The sequence below is a fragment of the Aeromonas sp. ASNIH7 genome, from assembly GCF_002903485.1.
Classification (GTDB): Bacteria; Pseudomonadota; Gammaproteobacteria; order Enterobacterales; family Aeromonadaceae; genus Aeromonas; species Aeromonas caviae.
Genome location: NZ_CP026226.1, coordinates 4,184,843 through 4,202,430 on the forward strand (window position 1 = coordinate 4,184,843; position 17,588 = coordinate 4,202,430).

Here is a 17,588-nt window from a genome sequence, read left to right on the forward strand (position 1 = left end):
CGCAAGGGCGGCCATGGCAACGGGGATCAGGTCAGCCAGTGGTAGAGGGCGAACAGCAGGGGGGCGATGGCCGCGGTCAGCACGCCGCACACCACCATGGCCAGCGACGAGAAGGCGCCCTGGGTCACCCCCTGCTCGGCGGAGGCGGCGGTGCCGATGGCGTGGGCGCAGGCTCCCATGGCGAGCCCCTGAGCCTCGGGGTCGGTGACCCGCATCAGCTTGAGCAGGGGGTAGCCCACCAGGGCCCCCAGGATCCCCACCACCACCACCACGGCGGCGGCGATGGCGGGAATGCCGCCGAGGGACTGGCTGACGCTCATGGCGAGCGGCGTGGTGATGGACTTGGTGGCGATGGAGGCGAGCAGCGCCGGATCCGCCCCCATCAGGTGGCCGACCCCCAGGGTGGTGCAGACCGAGATGAGCACCGCGGTGAGGGTACAGGCCAGGATGGGTGTGAGCTTGTCGCGGATCTGGCGCGCCTGCTGGTACAGCGGCAGGGCCAGGGCCACCACGGCGGGTTCCAGCAGGGCGGTCAGGGGTGAGGCCCCCTGCTGGTACTGATCCAGAGGCAGATCGAGCCAGAGCAGCAGGCCGATGATGACGGCGGTGGGGATCAGCACCGGATTGATGACGGGCCAGGGCAGGCGGCGGTAGAGGGCCCGGGTCATGAAATAGAGGGCCAGGGTGAGGGGCAGGGCGAACCAGAGGATCATGGCTTGTTCATCCTTTGATAGAGGTGGCCGACCGCGCCCAGGATGAGCACGATGCCGAGCACGACGCAGAGCATGATGAGACCGAAGGATTGGCGCAGGGGCTCGAGCCAGGCCACCAGGCCCACCGCCACCGGCACGAACAGCACCCCCATGTGGCGCAGCAGCAGGCCGCCCCCCAGCTCGACCCAGGAGAAGCGGACGATCTGCAAGGAGAGCAGCACGAACAGCAGCAGCATGCCGATGATGCTGCCGGGGAAGGCGAAGGGCAGGATGGCCGCCACGGCCTTGCCTGCCAGCAGACAGGCGATGATGACCAGAAAATCACGAAGGTAGCGCAGGGTGCGTTGCAGCAGCACGGGGGCCTCATCTTGGCAAGTGTGAGCGAGGTCGCAGTTTAACAGGCACGGGGGGGAGGGAACAGGGTCAACTGGCCCGCAGGGGATACAATGGCCCCGGCTTCATCCCCATTCACAAGAAGGAGTTCCCATGTCGACCCCCTCTCTCCTGGCCCGGTTGCGCCAACTGCCCGCCGATCCCGCCCTCCCTGACACCCTGCTGCAAACCCGCCAATGGGAGGGGCCGCTTTGCCGGGTGAGGCTCGACAACACCGGGAGGCAGTCCGAGGCCGTCCACCACTGGCGGCTGTTTGAGGGGGATCTCGGACTTGCGCCCGACGCGGCCATCTACGGAGAGGGGTTCCAGATGCTGGCCCAGACCGGGGGACGCTGGAATGCCCCCGAGCACCTGGGCCGCTGCCCCGATGCGTCTGTCTATCGCATCACCGCCGACCATGGCTACCACACGGTGCACAACCTGCTGCTGGTGGCGCAGGAGGGGGGCTGGCTGCTGCTGGCCTTTGCGAGCTGCCAGCGCTTTGGCGGGGAGTTTCGCCTCCATCCCGACGGGCGCCTCGAGATCGTGATGAACACCGAAGGGCGCACCCTGGCGCCGGGTGCGCACTGGCAGAGCGAGGCGCTGATCTGCCTGGAGGGGCCGGACAGGGAGGCCCTGCTCGCGACGCTGGCGCAGCATATCGCCGCCGAGCACGGCTCCTTGGTGGGGGAGGTGCCCACGCGCCCGAGCGGCTGGTGCTCCTGGTATCACTACTACGCGAACGTGAGCGCGGCGGACATTCGCGAGAACCTGGCGGTGCGGGCCGAGCGTTTCCCGGCCCTGCGCTACGTGCAGATAGACGATGGCTATCAGGCCAGGATGGGGGACTGGCTCACCCCTTCCGCCAAGTTCGAGGAGGGGGTGGCGGCCCTGGCAGGGGAGATCCGCGCCGCCGGTTGCGAGCCTGCGCTCTGGGTCGCCCCCTTTATCGCCGAGCCCGGCTCGCAAGTGTTCCAGCAGCACCCTGACTGGTTCGTGAAAGGGGAGGATGGCCTGCCGCTCCCCTCGGAGCGAGTCACCTACGGGGGCTGGCGCTGCACCCCCTGGTACGTGCTGGATGGCACCCACCCCGAGGTGCAGACGCACCTGGAGCAGGTATTTCGCACCCTGCGTACCCAGTGGGGCATTCACTACTTCAAGCTCGATGCCAACTTCTGGGGGGCCATCCACGGTGGTCGCTTCCACGACCCCGCCGCCACCCGGGTGGAGGCCTATCGGCGCGGTATGGCCGCCATCCTGCGCGGCGCCGGGGAGGGGGCCTTCCTGCTCGGCTGCAATGCGCCGCTGTGGCCGAGCCTCGGCCTGGTGCATGGCATGCGGGTGAGCGATGACGTAGAGCGCCAGGGCCCCCGTTTTCGCCAGATAGCGCGAGAAGCCTTCTGCCGCGCCTGGCAGCACGAGCGGCTCTGGGTGCTGGACCCCGACTGCGTCTGCCTGCGGGATATTCCGGGCCAGCACGGGAGCTGCGCCGAGTACGACTTCCACCTGGCCGCCCTGGTGGCGAGCGGTGGCATGGTGCTGGCGGGGGACAGATTGCATGATCTGGACGCGGCGCAAGGGGCGCGCCTTGGCAAGCTGCTCGCCCTGTGCGCCGCGCGCACCCCGGCGGCCCGCTTCGAGGGGATGGCATTCGAGCGCGGGCGGGTGGCGCTGCCCGGGGGCGGCGAGCTGCTCTGCCTGTTCAACTGGGGGGAGCACCCCTGCGAGTTCCCGTTGGCGCCGGGGGGCACGGACTTCTGGGACGAGACGCCCCTGGGGAGCACCCTGGTGCTGCAAGGGGGGCAGGGGGCGGTGATCCGCTACCCCTGATGGCGTTGCACTGCAAAAAGGCTCCCTCGGGAGCCTTTTTTATGTGGCGAAATGGTCTCTAGAAGTGCCACTCCATCCCGATGGCGTAATTGGCGGAACCATAGCCCGGGATCTCGTTGCTGGAGGCGAGCGCCTTGACGGTGAGGCGAGTTGTCAGGGGGATGCCGAGCCCCATGCCGATGGCGATCTCGTCGCTCTGATCCCCCATCATGTCCACCCGCAGGGTGCGATAGAGGGAGAGATCCTGGCTCATCTGGGCATAGATCTGGGACGACTTGTTGTAGAGCTGGCCGAACACCTCCATCTGGAAGCCGTTTTGCGGCGTGATGGCCAGGGGAATGCCGGCGAAGCGGTAGAGATCCGAGTGGTTGAAATAGCTGTTGGTGATTTGCGGGGTGAAGTCGGTCTGCTGGTAGAGGGTGCTGAAGTTGTGCTCGATGAGCCGGTAGGTCTGCTCCGGCAGGCGCAAGAGGTAGTCTGGCACCTCGAACCGGGCGCCAGCGAGGGCGGCCTGGGGCAGCAGGGCACAGGCGACGAGTGTCAAAGCAGGCAGAGCTGAACGCATAAAACGAGAGTTCCCCAACAGTCGAAAGCACGGCATCCATGCCGTCAGCGCATCTAAATATTCACACTATCAGGAGCTTGGGCTCCCTGCCCATTATGTCGCGAGCCGGGGAAACGCATCGGTTTTTAACTGTGAAACGGCTCACATCTCATAGATTTTCAAGGTAGTGATAGAGACTCTTTAGAATCGCAAAGTTCCGTTCGTTCCCCTGGTTCTGTTCCGCCAGGGCTTCCAGGCGCGGCACATAATCCGGCAGACGGCGGCTGAAGTAGTCGCTGCAGTGCAGGCGCCAGCGCTTCTGCTCCGCTTCGCTCAAGGTGTGGGGCCAGTTGCGGGCGCGGTAACGGAACAGCATCTCGGGCAGACGGGGATCCGTGAAGGCAAACTCCCGCTCCCCCAGCAGATCCGCCGGGGTGGCGCGCACCAGATCCATGGTGGACTTGTCGCCGTGGCCGAAGAAACCGGCGTAGAGCTGGGTGTCGGGGTCGCCGTCATTGCTGCCGGCAAACTCCTGGTTGAACACCTCCACCAGTTTTTCCCGCACCTCGGGGTGGGCCCGCAGCAGATCCAGGCTCTTGCGGCACTGAGCCCGGTTGATGCCCAGCTCGTCCGCCCGCTCCGGCGTCAGGGTGGCGGCCGGGGCCAGCACCGGGCACTTGTTGATGTGCACCAGTTTGACCGGAATGCCGGCCAGATCCCCCAGCTCCTCTTTTTTGGTGTAGAGGCGCTCGCGGATCTCCTCGCAGGAGAGCTCGATAAGCGGAGTGGGGTCACGGGTCAGATCCACCATGATCACCGCGTTCTGGTTGGTGGGGTGCCAGGCGAGCGGCGACACCCAGCTTGCACACCCCTGCCAGGGGGAGAACATGCCGGAGACGTGCACCAGGGGTTTCATGGTCACCACGTCGATGAGGGCCTTCACCTTGTTCTTGTTGCGAAGATCAAAGAGGTACTCGAAGAGCTTGGGCTGAGCCTTTTTCACCAGCCTGGCCATCTCGATGGTGGCCAGCACATCCGAGAGCGCATCGTGGGCGTTGGCGTGGGCCACGCCGTTGGCGACGGTGAGCTTCTCCAGCCTGAAGCTCGGCTTGCCCTCGTCGTCAAACGCCCACTCTATCCCCTGCGGGCGCAGGGCGTAGCAGGCCCGCAGCATGTCGAGGATGTCCCAGCGGGAGTTGCCGTTCTGCCAGGCGTAGGCATAGGGGTCATAGAAGTTGCGATAGAGGGTGTAGCGGGTCACCTCGTCATCGAAGCGGATGCTGTTGTAGCCGAGCACGCAGGTGCCCGGGGTGGCGAACTCTGCGTGGATCTGGCGGATGAAGTCCGCCTCGCACAGGCCGTCCTTCATCGCCTTTTGCGGCGTGATGCCGGTGATGAGGCAGGCTTCCGGCTCCGGCAGGTAATCCGCCGGCGGCTTGCAGTAAATCACCAGCGGCTCGCCGATGACGTTGAAATCCCCGTCGGTGCGAATGCCCGCAAACTGCGCCGGTCTGTCTTTGGCCGGACTGATGCCGAAGGTCTCGTAGTCGTGGAAATAGAACGTGGGCCCGCTGGCCGGGTGCGCTGATGTGCTCATGTTGCTCGAAAGGAGTGTCCGATGACGGCGGCGCCTGGCGCCTGGGTGGGGGTGCCATGCACCGCAATTGCCTGCATGGTAAACCATCGCGCTGGCAGAGCGAAGTCCGGGGCGTTCGCCTGGCGCTTTAATGGGCAGTGGGCGTTGTCCGTGAGCCTGATCATCCCATCGGTCCGGCTCAGGGCAGGGGAAAGTGAGGGGTCAGGGTATTGAGGTCCAGCAGGGTGAAGTAGCCGCCCTCCTCGGGATACCAGCCGCCGGTGTCGATGTAGTGGACGTTGCCAAGGCGCACCGGCTCCCTCACCGGGGTGTGGCCCACCACCAGGGCGGCGAGATCCGCGACCCCGCTCTCGTCCAGCCGTTCGATACGGCGCCTTGACCAGAGGCAGACGTTCTTGATGGCCCGAAGCCGTCCGCCGCTCACCCCGGCATCGAGTTGGTCCAGCAGCCCCTGCCAGGAGGAGAAGGGACAATCGGCGTGAAGCAGCCCGACCGGACCGGCCGGGGTGGCCACCTCGATGACCAGGGGCAGGCTGCGGTAGTGGACGGCGAACGCCGCCTGCTCGGCAGGGGTCAGGTGCTGAAACCAGCCGCCGCCGTTTCGGATCCAGTTCTCCCGATCGCAGCTCTCGTAACGGCAGACGTAGTCGTCGTGATTGCCGCAGACCGGGTGAAACCAGGGTCTGGCCAGCCAGTGGATCACCTCGCTGCACTCGGGCCCGCGATCCGCCAGATCCCCGACGCTGAAGAGACGGTCCCGGGCGGGATCAAAATCCAGGGTGTCGAGGGCCTGCTGCAACAGGGCGAAGTGGCCGTGGATGTCGCCGACGGCCAGATCGCGCCCCAGGGCGTTTTGGGGGAAGCGTCTTATCAGGGGGGAGGGTGTCATGGCGTCTCCTGCCTCTATCCCGGACGGGGATGTTTTGTCTGCCTGTACATAAGGTTACAGAAGAAAAGTGGCGAGCGGGCAGGGCCTGGTAAATCATAGGATTGCCCCCGTGAACGTGCGGCGTCACGCGCCGCCTGTGGGGGAGTCACTCCGGGAGGGCGCCTTGTCCGCCCGCTTTCGGAGGCTCTCTTTCTCCACGCTTTTTGACAGGAATCTTGAATGCGGCGTCAGCTGTTGATCTGGATAGGCCCCTGTGCAGCCTGCTGCTGCTGGGGGCGGCCTTGACCGTCCTCTATCATTTGACCCACCTGTGGCACTGGCACGACATCCGCCAGGCCATCTGGTCACAACCCTTGCCGCAGTTGGGGGGCGCCCTGCTGCTCACCCTGCTCAGCTATGGCTGCCTCTGCTGCTATGATCTGCTGGCACTGAAGGTGCTGGACAAACGCCTGCCCTGGCAGCAGGTGGGGATGACCTCCTTCATCGCCTACACCTTCTCCAACACCCTGGGCTTTGCGCTGCTCACCGGCTCCTCGGTACGCTACCGGCTCTACTCCTCCCTGGGGCTTGGCACCGGGGAGGTGGCCAGGGTAATTCTCTTTTGCTCCATCACCTTCTTCCTCGGTCTGCTGGGCTGGGGGGGCAGTGCCCTGCTGCTGGGGCAGGGGGCGGCCCTGCTGGTGGACTGGCCCCGCTGGGCGACCGGGTTGTTGCAACTGGCGGGGGGCCTGGCCCTGCTGACGGTGTTGGCGTATCTGGTGTGGCCGGGGACAGCCCTGGTCTGGCGCGGACACCCGCTGTTCCTGCCGCGCATCAGATACCGCCTGCTGCAACTGCTCATCGCCCTGCTCGACTGGATGGCCGCCGCCGCCGTGCTCTATGTGCTGCTGCCATCGGGCAGCGTGCCCTATCCGGTGCTGCTCAGTGCCTTCGTGCTCTCCAGCCTGCTCGGGGTGCTGGCCCATGTGCCGGGGGGCATCGGGGTCTTCGAGGCGAGCATGAGCCTGCTGCTCACCCACTATCTGCCGGTGGACAAGCTGCTCGCCTCCCTGCTTATCTACCGCTGCGTCTACTACTTCCTGCCCTTCCTCTGTGCCCTGCTGCTGTTCGCAGGTCAGGAGCTGCTGCAACAGCGGGCCCGCCTGCACCGGCTGCAGGGGGTGATGATGGCGACCCGGGAGTTCGTGCCCGCCCTGGTGAGCATGGGTACCTTCGCGGCGGGCACCCTGCTGCTCTGCTCCGGGATGATCCCGACTATGAGGGGGCGGATCGAAGCCTTCCTGGAGGTGTTGCCCCTGCACCTGCTGGAGCTCTCCCATGTGCTCGGCAGCGTCAGCGGCGTGTTGCTGCTGTTGCTGGCCCACAGCCTCTACCGCCGTCATGACGGGGCATTCAGGATCACCCAGTGGCTGTTGGGGCTTGGCATGCTGTTCTCCCTGTTCAAGGGGTTTGACTGGGAGTCCGCCCTGCTGCTCGGGGGCTTCTTGCTCATCATCACCCCCTGCCGCCCTCTCTTTTATCGCAAGGGTTCCCTGCTTCACGCCCGGTTCACCCCTTCCTGGCTGATGTCGGTGGGGGCCGTGCTGCTGGGGGCCTTGTGGTTGCTGCTCTTCTCCTACCGCCATGTGGAGTACGACCCCTCCCTCTGGCTGCACGTCTCGGCCCACGGGCCCGGGGCCGCCTCCCGTGCCCTGCGCGCCATGGGGAGCGTCATCGGCGTGCTGGCGGTGGTCGGGGTGGCCCATCTGCTGGCCCCCTTGCGCCTGCCCGTCGGCAAGCCGGATGCCGAGGCGCTCTCCCGTGCCCATGGGCTGGTGATGCGGGCAGGGGGAGGCCACGGCTACCTGGCCCAGCTCGGGGACAAGTCCCTGCTGTTCCACCCCAGCGGCGAGGCCTTACTCATGTACGGGGCCGAGGGCAGTAGCTGGATAGTGATGGGGGATCCCGTCGGTCAGCCCTCTCTGGTGGAGGAGCTGCTCTGGCAGTTTCGCGAGCGCTGTGACGAGCACGACGTCAGCCCTGTCTTCTACCAGGTGTCGGCCCGTTATCTGCCTGTCTATCTGGATCTCGGGCTCATCCCCTTCAAGCTGGGGGAGGAGGCCATCGTGGATCTGCCGAGCTTCGATCTCGCCGGCAGTCGCCTGCGCAACCTGCGCCAGAGTCACGCCAAGGGCAAGCGGGAAGGGCTGCGCTTCGAGGTGGTGGCCCCCGGTGAGATTGCCCCCCTGCTGCCCGAGTTGAAGGGGATCTCCGACAGCTGGCTGCACAGCAAGCAGGGCAGGGAGAAGGGCTTCTCCGTGGGCAGTTTCGATCCCGCCTACCTCACCCTCAACCCGATGGCGCTGGTGCGGCGGGAGGGGCAGATCGTCGGGTTTGCCAACCTATGGACCAGCGACAACAAGGAGAGCCTCTCCATCGATCTGATGCGCTACAGCCTCGACACAGGGGCGGCGCCTGTCATGGATTTCCTGTTTGTCGAGCTCCTGCTGTGGGGCAAGCAGGAGGGTTATGCCAGCTTCAACCTGGGGATGGCCCCCATGTCGGGCTTCAACGACAACCCCCTCGGCGGTTACTGGGCCCGCCTTGGCAACACCCTGTTCACCCGGGGCAGCCGTTTCTACAACTTCCAGGGATTGCGGCGTTACAAGGAGAAGTTCGGCCCAAGGTGGGAGCCCCGCTACCTGCTCTGTACCGGCCATCTGGTGCTGCCCCGCACCTTGACCCATCTCGTCTCCCTCATCAGTCGCGGCCCCTTCGGGCTCATGAAAAAATAGGAGTTGGCCCATGAGAGCCATGTTGTTGCTGTTGATTTGCTGTTTCGTCTCTTCGTTCACCTTGCCGGCAGTGGCCGCCCAGCCGGGCCGGGTCGGTGCGGAGCTGGGGCTGGTGGAGTTGCCGGTGGCGCAAGCCTCGTCTGCCCCCATGGTGGTTTTCATGAGCGGGGATGGCGGCTGGGCGGCGCTGGACAAGGGGCTCAGCGCCCAGTTGCAGGCCCACGGCATGCCGGTGGTGGGCTGGAGCTCGCTCTCCTATTACTGGAAGAAGAAGACGCCGGAGCAGGCGACGGCGGATCTGGTGCGCATCCTCACCGAGTACCAGTCCCGTTGGGGGCGCCAGCGCTGGTTGCTGGTGGGTTTCTCCTTTGGTGCCGAGATAGTGCCCTTCGTCATCAATCGTCTGCCGCCAGCCTATCGCGGCAGCCTGGCGGGGGCCGTGATGCTCTCCCCCTCGACGGCGTCGGATTTCGAAATCCACGTCAACGACATGGTGGTGCACGACAAGGGGGGCAGCTATCCCACCCTGCCGGAGGTGACACGCATTCAGACTCTGCCGCTGCTCTGCGTGCAGGGGGCGGAGGATGACTCCCCGGTCAAACTCTGTCCGCGCTTGCAGCAGCCGAACGTGACGACGGTGACCCTGCCGGGCTCCCACCACTTCGACGACAACTACCAGACCCTGTATCAGGAGATTGCCGGACACCTGGGCCTGGCCCAATAACGGCGAGAGGCCGGGAAACGACACAGGGCGGCCAATGGCCGCCCTGTTGCCGTGGCCCCTTGCAACTGTCCAGGGGGCCGGCATGCCGGGATCAGAGCAGATCTTCGAGCTGGTACTTCTTGAGCAGTGTGTTGAAGGTGCCGTCGGCCTTGACACTCTCGATGGCGGCATCGAAGCGGGCCTTGAGCTTGTCATCGTGTTTGCGAAGGGCTACCGCCACCCCTTCTCCCAGGATCTTGTCCTGGGTGCCGTTGAACTGGGGGCCGACGAAGGCGAACTGCTTGCCCATCTCCTTGTCGAGGAAGCCGACCTTCAACTGCACCATGTTGCCGAAGGTGTAGTCGGCGCGGCCGGACTGCAGATCCAGCATGGGAGACTGGGCGTTGACGTAGCGCTTGATCTTGGCCACCTCGCCATAGCGGGCGGTGACGAAGTTGTCCTGGGGAGTGCCCTCCTGCACCGCGATCACCTTGCCCTTGAAGTGGGCCGGATCGTCTGCAAAGTCGGCCGCCTTGTCGCTGCGCCCCACGAAGCGGTTCTGCATCATGTAGTAGACCTGGCTGAAGTCCACTTTCTGGCGCCGCTCGTCCGTGATGTTCATGGAGGACATGATGGCGTCGTACTTGCGCACCTGCAGGCCCGGCAGCAGGGCATCCCAGGGCTGGTTGATCACCTCGCACTCGGTCTTCATGGCCGCGCACAGGGCATAGGCGAGATCGACCTCGAAGCCGCCGAGCTTGCCGCTGCTGTCGACCATCTCGAAGGGGGGATAGGTGGCATCGGTGGCGATCACCAGGGGTTTGGCGGCGGCCTGGCCGGCGGTGGCCAGGGCCATCAGCATCATCAGTGTGTTGAGTTTCATGGTCAGTCCCTTGAAGTGTGGTGTCATTCCTAGCGTGCTAAAGGGTGCCGGCCTCAAGGGCCGACGGCTATCTTGCGATGGGTGAGGGCCGGCAACTGGCTGCGCACCGTGCGCTGTGCTGCCAGATCCAGGGTGGCGATGGCCATGCCCTGACCCTCCTCTACCTGGGCCAGTATCCGGCCCCAGGGATCGATGATCATGCTGTGGCCGAAGGTGCGCCGCCCACCGGGGTGATGTCCCCCCTGGGCACTGGCAAACACGAAGGCCAGGTTTTCCACCGCACGGGCCCGCAGCAGCAGCGCCCAGTGCGCGAGCCCGGTGGTGTGGGTGAAGGCCGCGGGCAGGGCGATGAAATCGGGGGCGGGCCCCAGGCGAAACAGCTCCGGGAAGCGCAGGTCGTAGCAGATCCCGAGGCGCAGCACGCCCCAGGGCAGGGGATGGCTCACCACCTCCCGGCCCGGGGTCATGGTCGCGGCCTCGTCATACTGCTCCTGCCCGGTGCAAAAGCCAAACAGGTGCAGCTTGTCGTAGCGGCTTGCGAGCTGCCCTTGCGGGTCGATGAGCAGGCTGCTGTTGTGCATCTTGCCTGGCTCCTCGCTTTCAAGGGGCAGGGTGCCCGCCAGCAGCCAGAGCCCGAGCTCCCGGGCCAAGCCTTGTGCCCAGGCAAGCAGGGGGTGATCGCCAACGGGGGCGGCCAGGGCCACGCGCGCCCGCTCATCGACCGGCATCAGGTAGAAATATTCGGGCAGCAGGGCCAGCTCTGCCCCCTCGGCCGCGGCCTGACGCAGCAACGCCTCGGCCTGGGTCAGGTTGTGGTCAAGGTCATCCCCGGAGACCATCTGGAGGACGGCAACGCGCAGTGAATCCATGGTGCCCCCTAGACGGCGCACAGGCGCTCGGCGCCCGCCAGCAGGGTGTCGTCATCCTTGGAGAAGGAGAGGCGGATGACTCTTTGATCCGTGCCGTCGTGATAGAAGGCGGAGACCGGAATGGTGGCGACCCCGTGATCGCGGATGAGCCGCTGCACGAAGAGGCTGTCGGGCTCGTCGCTTACCCGCTCGTAGCTCGCCAGCATGAAGAAGCTGCCCGCCGAGGGGAGCAGGGTCAGGCGCGAATCCACCAGGGCCGAGGCGAGCAGGTCACGCTTGCGCTGGTAGAAGGCTGCCAGCCCCTGATAGTGGGCCGGTTGCTGCAACAGGTGGGCGAAGCCGTACTGCATGGGGGTGTCGGCGGCGAACATGGCGAACTGGTGCACCTTGCGGATCTCCTCCATCAGGGGACGGGGAGCCACGCAGTAGCCCACCCGCCAGCCGGTGACGTGGAAGGTCTTGCCGAAGGAGAAGACGGCGACGGAGCGCTCCACCAGCTCCGGATAGCGGATGACGCTCTGGTGCAGGGCGCCGTCGAACACCACGTGCTCGTACACCTCGTCCGAGAGGATCAGGATGTCGGTGCCGCGCACCAGGCGGGCGAGGCGCTCCTGATCCCCTGCCTGCCAGACGGTGCCGGTGGGGTTGTGGGGGGTGTTGAGCACTATCATGCGGGTGCGGGGGGTGATGCGGGCGGCCACCTCGTCCCAGGGAATGGCGAAATCCGGCGCCTTGAGGGCGATCACCACAGGGGTGGCTCCCTGCAACTGGATCATGGGGCGGTAGCTGTCAAACGCCGGCTCGAACATGATCACCTCGTCGCCGGGGTGAACCAGGGCGGTGATGGCGCAGAACAGGGCTTCGCTGGCGCTGGCGGTGATGGTGATTTCCTCGCCCGCGTCATAGTGATGGCCGTAGCTGGCTGCAATCTTGGCCGCCAGTTGTTCGCGCAGGGCAGGCAGCCCCGTCATGGGGGCGTACTGGTTTTCACCGGCCAGCATGGCCTCGTGGGTCACCCGGATGAGCTCGGGATCGCAGGGGAAGCTCGGCGCCCCCTGGGAGAGGTTGATGCTGGGGTGGCGGGCGGCCAGATCCCCGATCACGGTGAAGATGGTGGTGCCCACCTGGGGCAGTTTGCTGGAAACCTGGGGGATGGACATGGGGCCGTCACCTGCGTGTGTGAAAGAGGTCCCTTTTTAGCCCCCCCAAGGCTTGCCGGACAACGGATTATTCGGCATGGTATGCATGAGTTTTTCTCAAGCATGGAGGCTTGTCATGTTGTCCACCCAGCCGCGTACTCAGTTGCCTCTCTATGGTCTGCAGGTCTTCGAGTGTTCTGCCCGCCACCTGAGTTTTACCCTGGCTGCCGACGAGCTGTGCGTGAGCCAGGGGGCGGTGAGCAAGCAGATCGCCCAGCTGGAGGCGCGCCTGGGCCACCTGCTGTTCGTGCGCGGCACCCGTTGTCTCACCTTGACCCCCGCCGCCGAGCGGCTGCTGCCTTTCGTTCGTGAAGGGCTGGCCCGCATGGGGGAGGGGCTCAGCGCCTTGCAGACCCTGCCCCACGAACAGGCGATCAGCATCAAGGTGCCCTCCTGCGCCAGCCGCTGGCTGCTGCGGCGGTTGCAGGCGTTCGAGGGGGAGGCGGTGGAGGTGCGTGGCAGCCATAGCCATGGCATCGACTTCTCCCGGGAGCCCTTCGATCTCGCCATCGTCTACCAGCCCTGCCTGGGGCGCTATCCCCACAGCCAGCCCCTGTTTCGGGAACGGCTGACCCCGGTCTGCGCCCCGGCGTTTGCTGCCAAGCATCGTCTGTTCGAGCGCGACCTGAACGAGCTGCCCCTGCTGCCTCTCATCCATGCCAGCGCCGATAGGCGGGACTGGCGCAACTGGTTCGCCGCCTTCCTCGACATCCCCTGGCAGCCCCAGGGGGGGCAGCTGTTCGATACCCTGGACTTGGCGATGAATGCCGCCTTGCAGGGGTTTGGCCTCTCTCTCGGGGATCCCACCATAGTGGCCGAGGAGCTGGAGAGCGGCGCCCTGGTCGCTCCCTTTGCCCCCGTGCTGGAGACGGATCACGAATACGCCCTGATCGCCCGGCCCGACAGCCAGCGCCACGGGGTGCAGCGAGTCTGTCACTGGCTGCTGGAGGGGGAGGGTCATCCCTGAGGGACGCGAAATGAAACAGCCCCGCGGGCGGGGCTGTTGTCAGGTGAATACCATCTCCATACAGTCATGGTGATGGCCGCTGGCCGATTAAAGGGTCACTGGCAGATCTTGTAGTAGACCTCGTTCCAGCGCAGTTGCTCCTTGAGCGCGGGGATGCGGGTGTGCTCGTCGATGACCACAAACTCGATACCCATGATGTCGGCGAAGGTGCGCAGCTGCTCGATGTCCACCGCCTGGGTGAACACCGAGTGGTGGGCGGCGCCCGCCAGGATCCAGGCCTCGGCGCTGGTCTGCAGGTCCGGCAGGGGTTTCCACAGGGCGCTGGCCACCGGGAGTTTCGGCATGGCCTCTGGCAGGTCCACCACTTCCAGCTGATTGACCACCAGGCGGAAGCGGTTGCCGAGATCGATGAGGCTGGCGTTGACCGCCTTGCCCGCCGGGGCCGCGAACAGCAGGCGGGCCGGATCGGCTTTCTTGCCTATGCCTAAGTGCTGGGCGTCCAGCACGGGTTTGCCTGCGGCGATGGAGGGGCAGACCTCCAGCATGTGGGCCCCCAGCACCAGGTTGTTGCCCGCTTCCAGATGGTAGGTGTAGTCCTCCATGAAGGAGGCACCCCCCGCAAGGCCATATCCCATCACTTTCAGGGTGCGCAAGAGGGCCGCTGTCTTCCAGTCCCCTTCTGCCCCAAATCCGAAGCCTTGCTCCATCAGACGCTGGCAGGCGAGGCCCGGCAGCTGGTGCAGACCATAGAGATCTTCGAAGGTGGTGGTGAAAGCGCCAAAGCCGCCGTCGGTGAGGAACTTCTTCATCCCCAGCTCCTGGCGCGCCGCCTCGTACAAGGAGGCACGCAGCGGCCCACCCGCCAGCACCGCCTCGGTCAGGGTGTAGGTCGCTTCATATTCGGCCAGCAGCGCCTCGATGTCGCTCTCGGGCACGGCATCGATCACCTTGACCAGATCGCCGACCGGGTGGTAGTTCACCTGATAGCCGAACTGGATCTGGGCCTCAATCTTGTCGCCCTCGGTGACCGCCACGTTGCGCATGTTGTCGCCAAAACGGGCGATCTTGAGGTGGCGGCTGTCGTGGATGGCGGCGGCGATGCGCATCCAGTTGCCAATCTTCTGTCTGGCCTCTTCATCTTGCCAGTGACCCACCACCACGGTGCGCGGCAGCCGCAGGCGGGCCCCCATGAAGCCGAACTCGCGCCCGCCGTGGGCGGTCTGGTTCAGGTTCATGAAGTCCATGTCGATCTCGCTCCAGGGGAGATCCCGGTTGAACTGGGTGTGAAATTGCAGCAGGGGCTTTTGCAACTGGCTCAGCGCCGGGATCCACATCTTGGCGGGGGAGAAGGTGTGCATCCACACCATGAGCCCGGCGCAGCGCTCGTCGTGGTTGGCATCCCGGGCCACCGCGCTGATTTCATCCAGGGTGGTACCGGTGGGTTTGAGCACTATCTTGAGGGGCAGGTTCGCCCCCTCGTTGAGCTGGCTGGCGATGGTGTGGGCGTGATCGGCCACCTGCTTCAATGTGGTGGCGCCATACAGGTGCTGGCTGCCGACCAGGAACCACACTTCCAGCTGTTTCATCAATTCCATGAGTTTGTCCTCTTTTAGGCTTTTGTCTGGCCGTAATAGGCGTGTTTGCCATGCTTGCGCTGGTAGTGCTTCTCCAGCAGGTAATCGGGCAGGGGGCGGGCCCCCGGGTTGATCTGGCCGGTGAGCCAGGCCATGCGGGCCACCTCTTCCAGCACCACGGCGTTGTGCACTGCATCCTCGGCGCTCTTGCCCCAGCTGAAGGGGCCGTGGTTGGCCACCAGCACCCCCGGCATGGTGAGGATGGGGGTCTGCTTGAGGGTTTCGACGATGAGATGACCGGTCAGCCCCTCGTAATCCTCCTCCACTTCGCCCGGGGTGAGCAGGCGGGAGCAGGGGATCTCGCCGTGGAAGTAGTCGGCCTGGGTGGTGCCGAAAATGGGGATGGGACGCCCCGCCTGGGCCCAGGCGGTGGCATGGGTGGAGTGGGTGTGCACCACGCCGCCAAGCTCCGGATAGGCGCGATAGAGCACCAGGTGGGTGGCGGTGTCGGAGGAGGGGCGAAGGTCCCCCTCCACCTGCTTGCCCGCCAGATCCAGCACCACCATGTCCTCGACCCGCATCCGCTCATAGCTGACGCCGCTTGGCTTTATCACCACCAGATTGCGCTCTCGGTCGATGCCGCTCACGTTGCCCCAGGTGAAGGTCACCAGGCCATGGCGCGGCAGATCCAGATTGGCGGCGAGCACCTGATCCTTGAGGGTCTTGAGGTTCATGCCGGCACCCCCCGGTTGTAGAGCGGTTCGGCGGCGGCGCCCCAGGCGAGGTAGCGCTGGTAGAGGCGTTCATACTCGGCGACCCGCTCGGGGTGTGGCTGGTGGGTGCGCTCCACGGCGCTCGCCATGTGGTGCTGGGCCTTGGCCACATCGGCGTGGATCCCGGCCGCCACGGCGGCAAAGATGGCCGCCCCCAGGGCGCAGCACTGATCCGAGGCCACCACCTGGATAGGCCTGTTCATCACGTCGGCGCAGGTCTGCATCACGGTGGTGGACTTGCGGGCGATGCCGCCAAGGGCGATCACCTGCTCCACCGGCACCTGCTGACTGGTCATGCACTCCATGATGCTGCGGGCACCGAAGGCGGTGGAGGCCACCAGGGCACCGAAGAGATCGGGGGCATCGGTGCCGAGGTTGATCCCCGTGAGGGTGCCCTGCAGGCGCTGGTTGGCATAGGGGGTGCGCCGGCCGTTGAACCAGTCGAGCACCACCGGCAGGTGCGCCAGGTCGCGCTGCTGATCCCAGGCGGCGGCGAGGCTGGGTAACAGGGCCTGCTTGTGGCGCTCGATGGCGGTGCGAAGCTCCGGATACTGGGCGGCGAGGCTGTCCAGGGGCCAGCCGAGCTGGCGCTGATACCAGGCATAGATGTCACCGAACGCGGACTGTCCTGCCTCCAGCCCCACCATGCCCGGCACCACGCTGCCGTCTACCTGGCCGCAGATCCCGGCAATGGCCCGATCACCTATGGTGGCCTCATCTGCGATCAGGATGTCGCAGGTGGAGGTGCCTATCACCTTCACCAGCGCATTGTTGCCGGCCCCGGCTCCCACCGCCCCCATGTGGCAGTCAAAGGCGCCGCCGGCGATCACCACCTCGCAGGAGAGGTGTAGCCGCTCCGCCCACTCCGGGGTCAGAGTGCCGACCGGGAGATCGGCGGTCCAGCTGCCGGTAAAGAGGGGGAAGTCGAGATCCTCCGTCAGCAGGGGATCCAGGGCATTGAGGAAGTCGGCGGGCGGCAGGCCGCCCCAGCTCGGGTGCCAGAGGGACTTGTGGCCGGCGGCACAGCGCCCGCGCTTGAGGGTGGCCGGGGCCTGGGTGCCGCTCAGGACGGCGGGGACCCAGTCACACAGCTCGACCCAGTTGCAGGCGGCGGCGCGCACGGCGGCATCGGCGCGGGAGACGTGCAGGATCTTGGCCCAGAACCACTCGGAGGAGTAAATGCCGCCGATGTAGCGGCTGTAGTCGGGGAACTGGCCGCCGTGGCACAGGGCGGTGATGGCCTCCGCCTCCTCGATGGCGGTGTGATCCTTCCACAGCACGAACATGGCGTTGGGGTTGTCGGCAAACTCCGGACGCAGGGCCAGCACGCGCCCCTCTCTGTCGATGGGGGCGGGGGTGGAGCCGGTGCTGTCCACCCCGATGCCGCGCACGGCGGTGCGCTGACTCGGCGTGAGCTGGCTCACCACCGCCACCACTGCCTGCTCCATGGACTCCAGATAGTCGAGGGGGTGGTGGCGGAACTGGTTGTTGACCGGTTGGCAGTAGTGGCCTGCCTGCCAGCGCGGGTAATAGACGACATGGGTCGCCAGCTCGGCGCCGTCCTGGCAGCGCACGGCGAGTGCCCTGACCGAGTCGCTGCCGAAATCGAGTCCGATGACGATGTGCTCAGACATAAGTGCTCCTGACCATCAATGAGGGGTGACTGGGGGGAACCATAGGAGATGGGCAGGAGGGGCGGTTAGCCATTGGCTGCTGGAAATATGGATTTTAACGCTGTCAGTGCGACAGGGTGACGGCTCTCTAAAATTCAATATGTGACGAAATTGCTAATTATATAGACGAAATGGCTGCAATCTCATGGCGTGATCCTGCTCTCCATTTTTAATTGTGAAAACGATTACAACTTGGTTCGCTCAATCAGCAACAACAATAACGTCCTG

14 protein-coding genes and 1 pseudogene are annotated in these 17,588 nt (G+C 65.5%); 4 read left to right on the forward strand and 11 right to left on the reverse strand.

What is annotated here, in order from left to right:
• Positions 1–26 precede the first annotated feature (26 nt).
• Together C2U47_RS19650 and C2U47_RS19655 are read right to left on the reverse strand one after the other, a co-directional pair.
• Positions 27–713, reverse strand: a complete 687-nt coding sequence (locus C2U47_RS19650) for an LrgB family protein (protein ID WP_010674460.1) — start codon at positions 711–713, stop codon at positions 27–29.
• Positions 710–1,069, reverse strand: coding sequence for a CidA/LrgA family protein (locus C2U47_RS19655; protein ID WP_010674461.1), 360 nt, complete (start codon positions 1,067–1,069; stop codon positions 710–712). The genes C2U47_RS19650 and C2U47_RS19655 overlap by 4 nt, the downstream gene beginning before the upstream one ends.
• A 130-nt stretch (positions 1,070–1,199) precedes the next feature.
• Here C2U47_RS19655 and C2U47_RS19660 point away from each other — a divergent pair, with 130 nt between their 5' ends.
• Positions 1,200–2,915, forward strand: coding sequence for a glycoside hydrolase family 36 protein (locus C2U47_RS19660; protein ID WP_010674462.1), 1,716 nt, complete (start codon positions 1,200–1,202; stop codon positions 2,913–2,915).
• 58 nt (positions 2,916–2,973) lie between these two features.
• Here C2U47_RS19660 and C2U47_RS19665 read toward each other — a convergent pair whose 3' ends face one another.
• The 3 genes from C2U47_RS19665 to C2U47_RS19675 form a co-directional block, all read right to left on the reverse strand.
• Complete coding sequence (locus tag C2U47_RS19665) at positions 2,974–3,480, reverse strand: hypothetical protein (protein WP_010674463.1); 507 nt, start codon at positions 3,478–3,480, stop codon at positions 2,974–2,976.
• A 148-nt stretch (positions 3,481–3,628) separates the two neighbouring features.
• Positions 3,629–5,056 (reverse strand): exodeoxyribonuclease I, encoded by a 1,428-nt coding sequence (gene sbcB, locus C2U47_RS19670; RefSeq protein ID WP_010674464.1) that lies wholly within the window; start codon positions 5,054–5,056, stop codon positions 3,629–3,631.
• Positions 5,057–5,234: 178 nt separating this feature from the next.
• The gene (locus C2U47_RS19675) at positions 5,235–5,945 is read right to left on the reverse strand and encodes a metallophosphoesterase (RefSeq protein WP_010674465.1); all 711 of its coding nucleotides are present in this window, start codon (positions 5,943–5,945) and stop codon (positions 5,235–5,237) included.
• 219 nt (positions 5,946–6,164) lie between these two features.
• Between C2U47_RS19675 and mprF the strand changes: the two are divergent.
• Both mprF and C2U47_RS19685 read left to right on the forward strand, forming a co-directional pair.
• Positions 6,165–8,719, forward strand: a pseudogene (gene mprF / locus C2U47_RS19680) (bifunctional lysylphosphatidylglycerol flippase/synthetase MprF).
• Between the two features lie 10 nt (positions 8,720–8,729).
• Entirely contained in the window at positions 8,730–9,443 is a 714-nt protein-coding gene (locus C2U47_RS19685) for an AcvB/VirJ family lysyl-phosphatidylglycerol hydrolase (protein ID WP_103261876.1), read from the forward strand.
• A 91-nt stretch (positions 9,444–9,534) separates the two neighbouring features.
• On the opposite strand, the gene C2U47_RS19690 is transcribed toward C2U47_RS19685, so the two are convergent.
• The 3 genes from C2U47_RS19690 to C2U47_RS19700 are packed head-to-tail and all read right to left on the reverse strand — an operon-like array spanning position 9,535 to position 12,334.
• Positions 9,535–10,305, reverse strand: a complete 771-nt coding sequence (locus C2U47_RS19690; RefSeq protein WP_010674468.1) for an ABC transporter substrate-binding protein — start codon at positions 10,303–10,305, stop codon at positions 9,535–9,537.
• A 53-nt stretch (positions 10,306–10,358) separates the two neighbouring features.
• A complete protein-coding gene (locus tag C2U47_RS19695) occupies positions 10,359–11,174 on the reverse strand; it encodes a carbon-nitrogen hydrolase family protein (RefSeq protein WP_010674469.1) in 816 nt (271 codons plus the stop codon).
• A gap of 8 nt (positions 11,175–11,182) precedes the next feature.
• Complete coding sequence (locus C2U47_RS19700) at positions 11,183–12,334, reverse strand: methionine aminotransferase (protein ID WP_010674470.1); 1,152 nt, start codon at positions 12,332–12,334, stop codon at positions 11,183–11,185.
• 115 nt (positions 12,335–12,449) lie between these two features.
• Here C2U47_RS19700 and C2U47_RS19705 point away from each other — a divergent pair, with 115 nt between their 5' ends.
• Positions 12,450–13,340: a LysR family transcriptional regulator gene (locus C2U47_RS19705; protein ID WP_010674471.1), complete on the forward strand. Its 891-nt coding sequence runs from the start codon at positions 12,450–12,452 to the stop codon at positions 13,338–13,340.
• Between the two features lie 95 nt (positions 13,341–13,435).
• Here the strand turns inward: C2U47_RS19705 and araA are convergent, their stop codons facing one another.
• From araA to C2U47_RS19720, 3 genes are read right to left on the reverse strand one after another with little or no spacing between them, the layout of a single operon-like run.
• On the reverse strand, positions 13,436–14,935 hold the full coding sequence (gene araA / locus C2U47_RS19710) for an L-arabinose isomerase (protein ID WP_010674472.1): 1,500 nt from the start codon (positions 14,933–14,935) through the stop codon (positions 13,436–13,438).
• 14 nt (positions 14,936–14,949) lie between these two features.
• Positions 14,950–15,648 (reverse strand): L-ribulose-5-phosphate 4-epimerase, encoded by a 699-nt coding sequence (locus tag C2U47_RS19715; protein ID WP_010674473.1) that lies wholly within the window; start codon positions 15,646–15,648, stop codon positions 14,950–14,952.
• Positions 15,645–17,321, reverse strand: coding sequence for a ribulokinase (locus C2U47_RS19720; RefSeq protein WP_010674474.1), 1,677 nt, complete (start codon positions 17,319–17,321; stop codon positions 15,645–15,647). Before C2U47_RS19720 ends, C2U47_RS19715 begins: the two co-directional genes overlap by 4 nt.
• Positions 17,322–17,588: the final 267 nt, after the last annotated feature.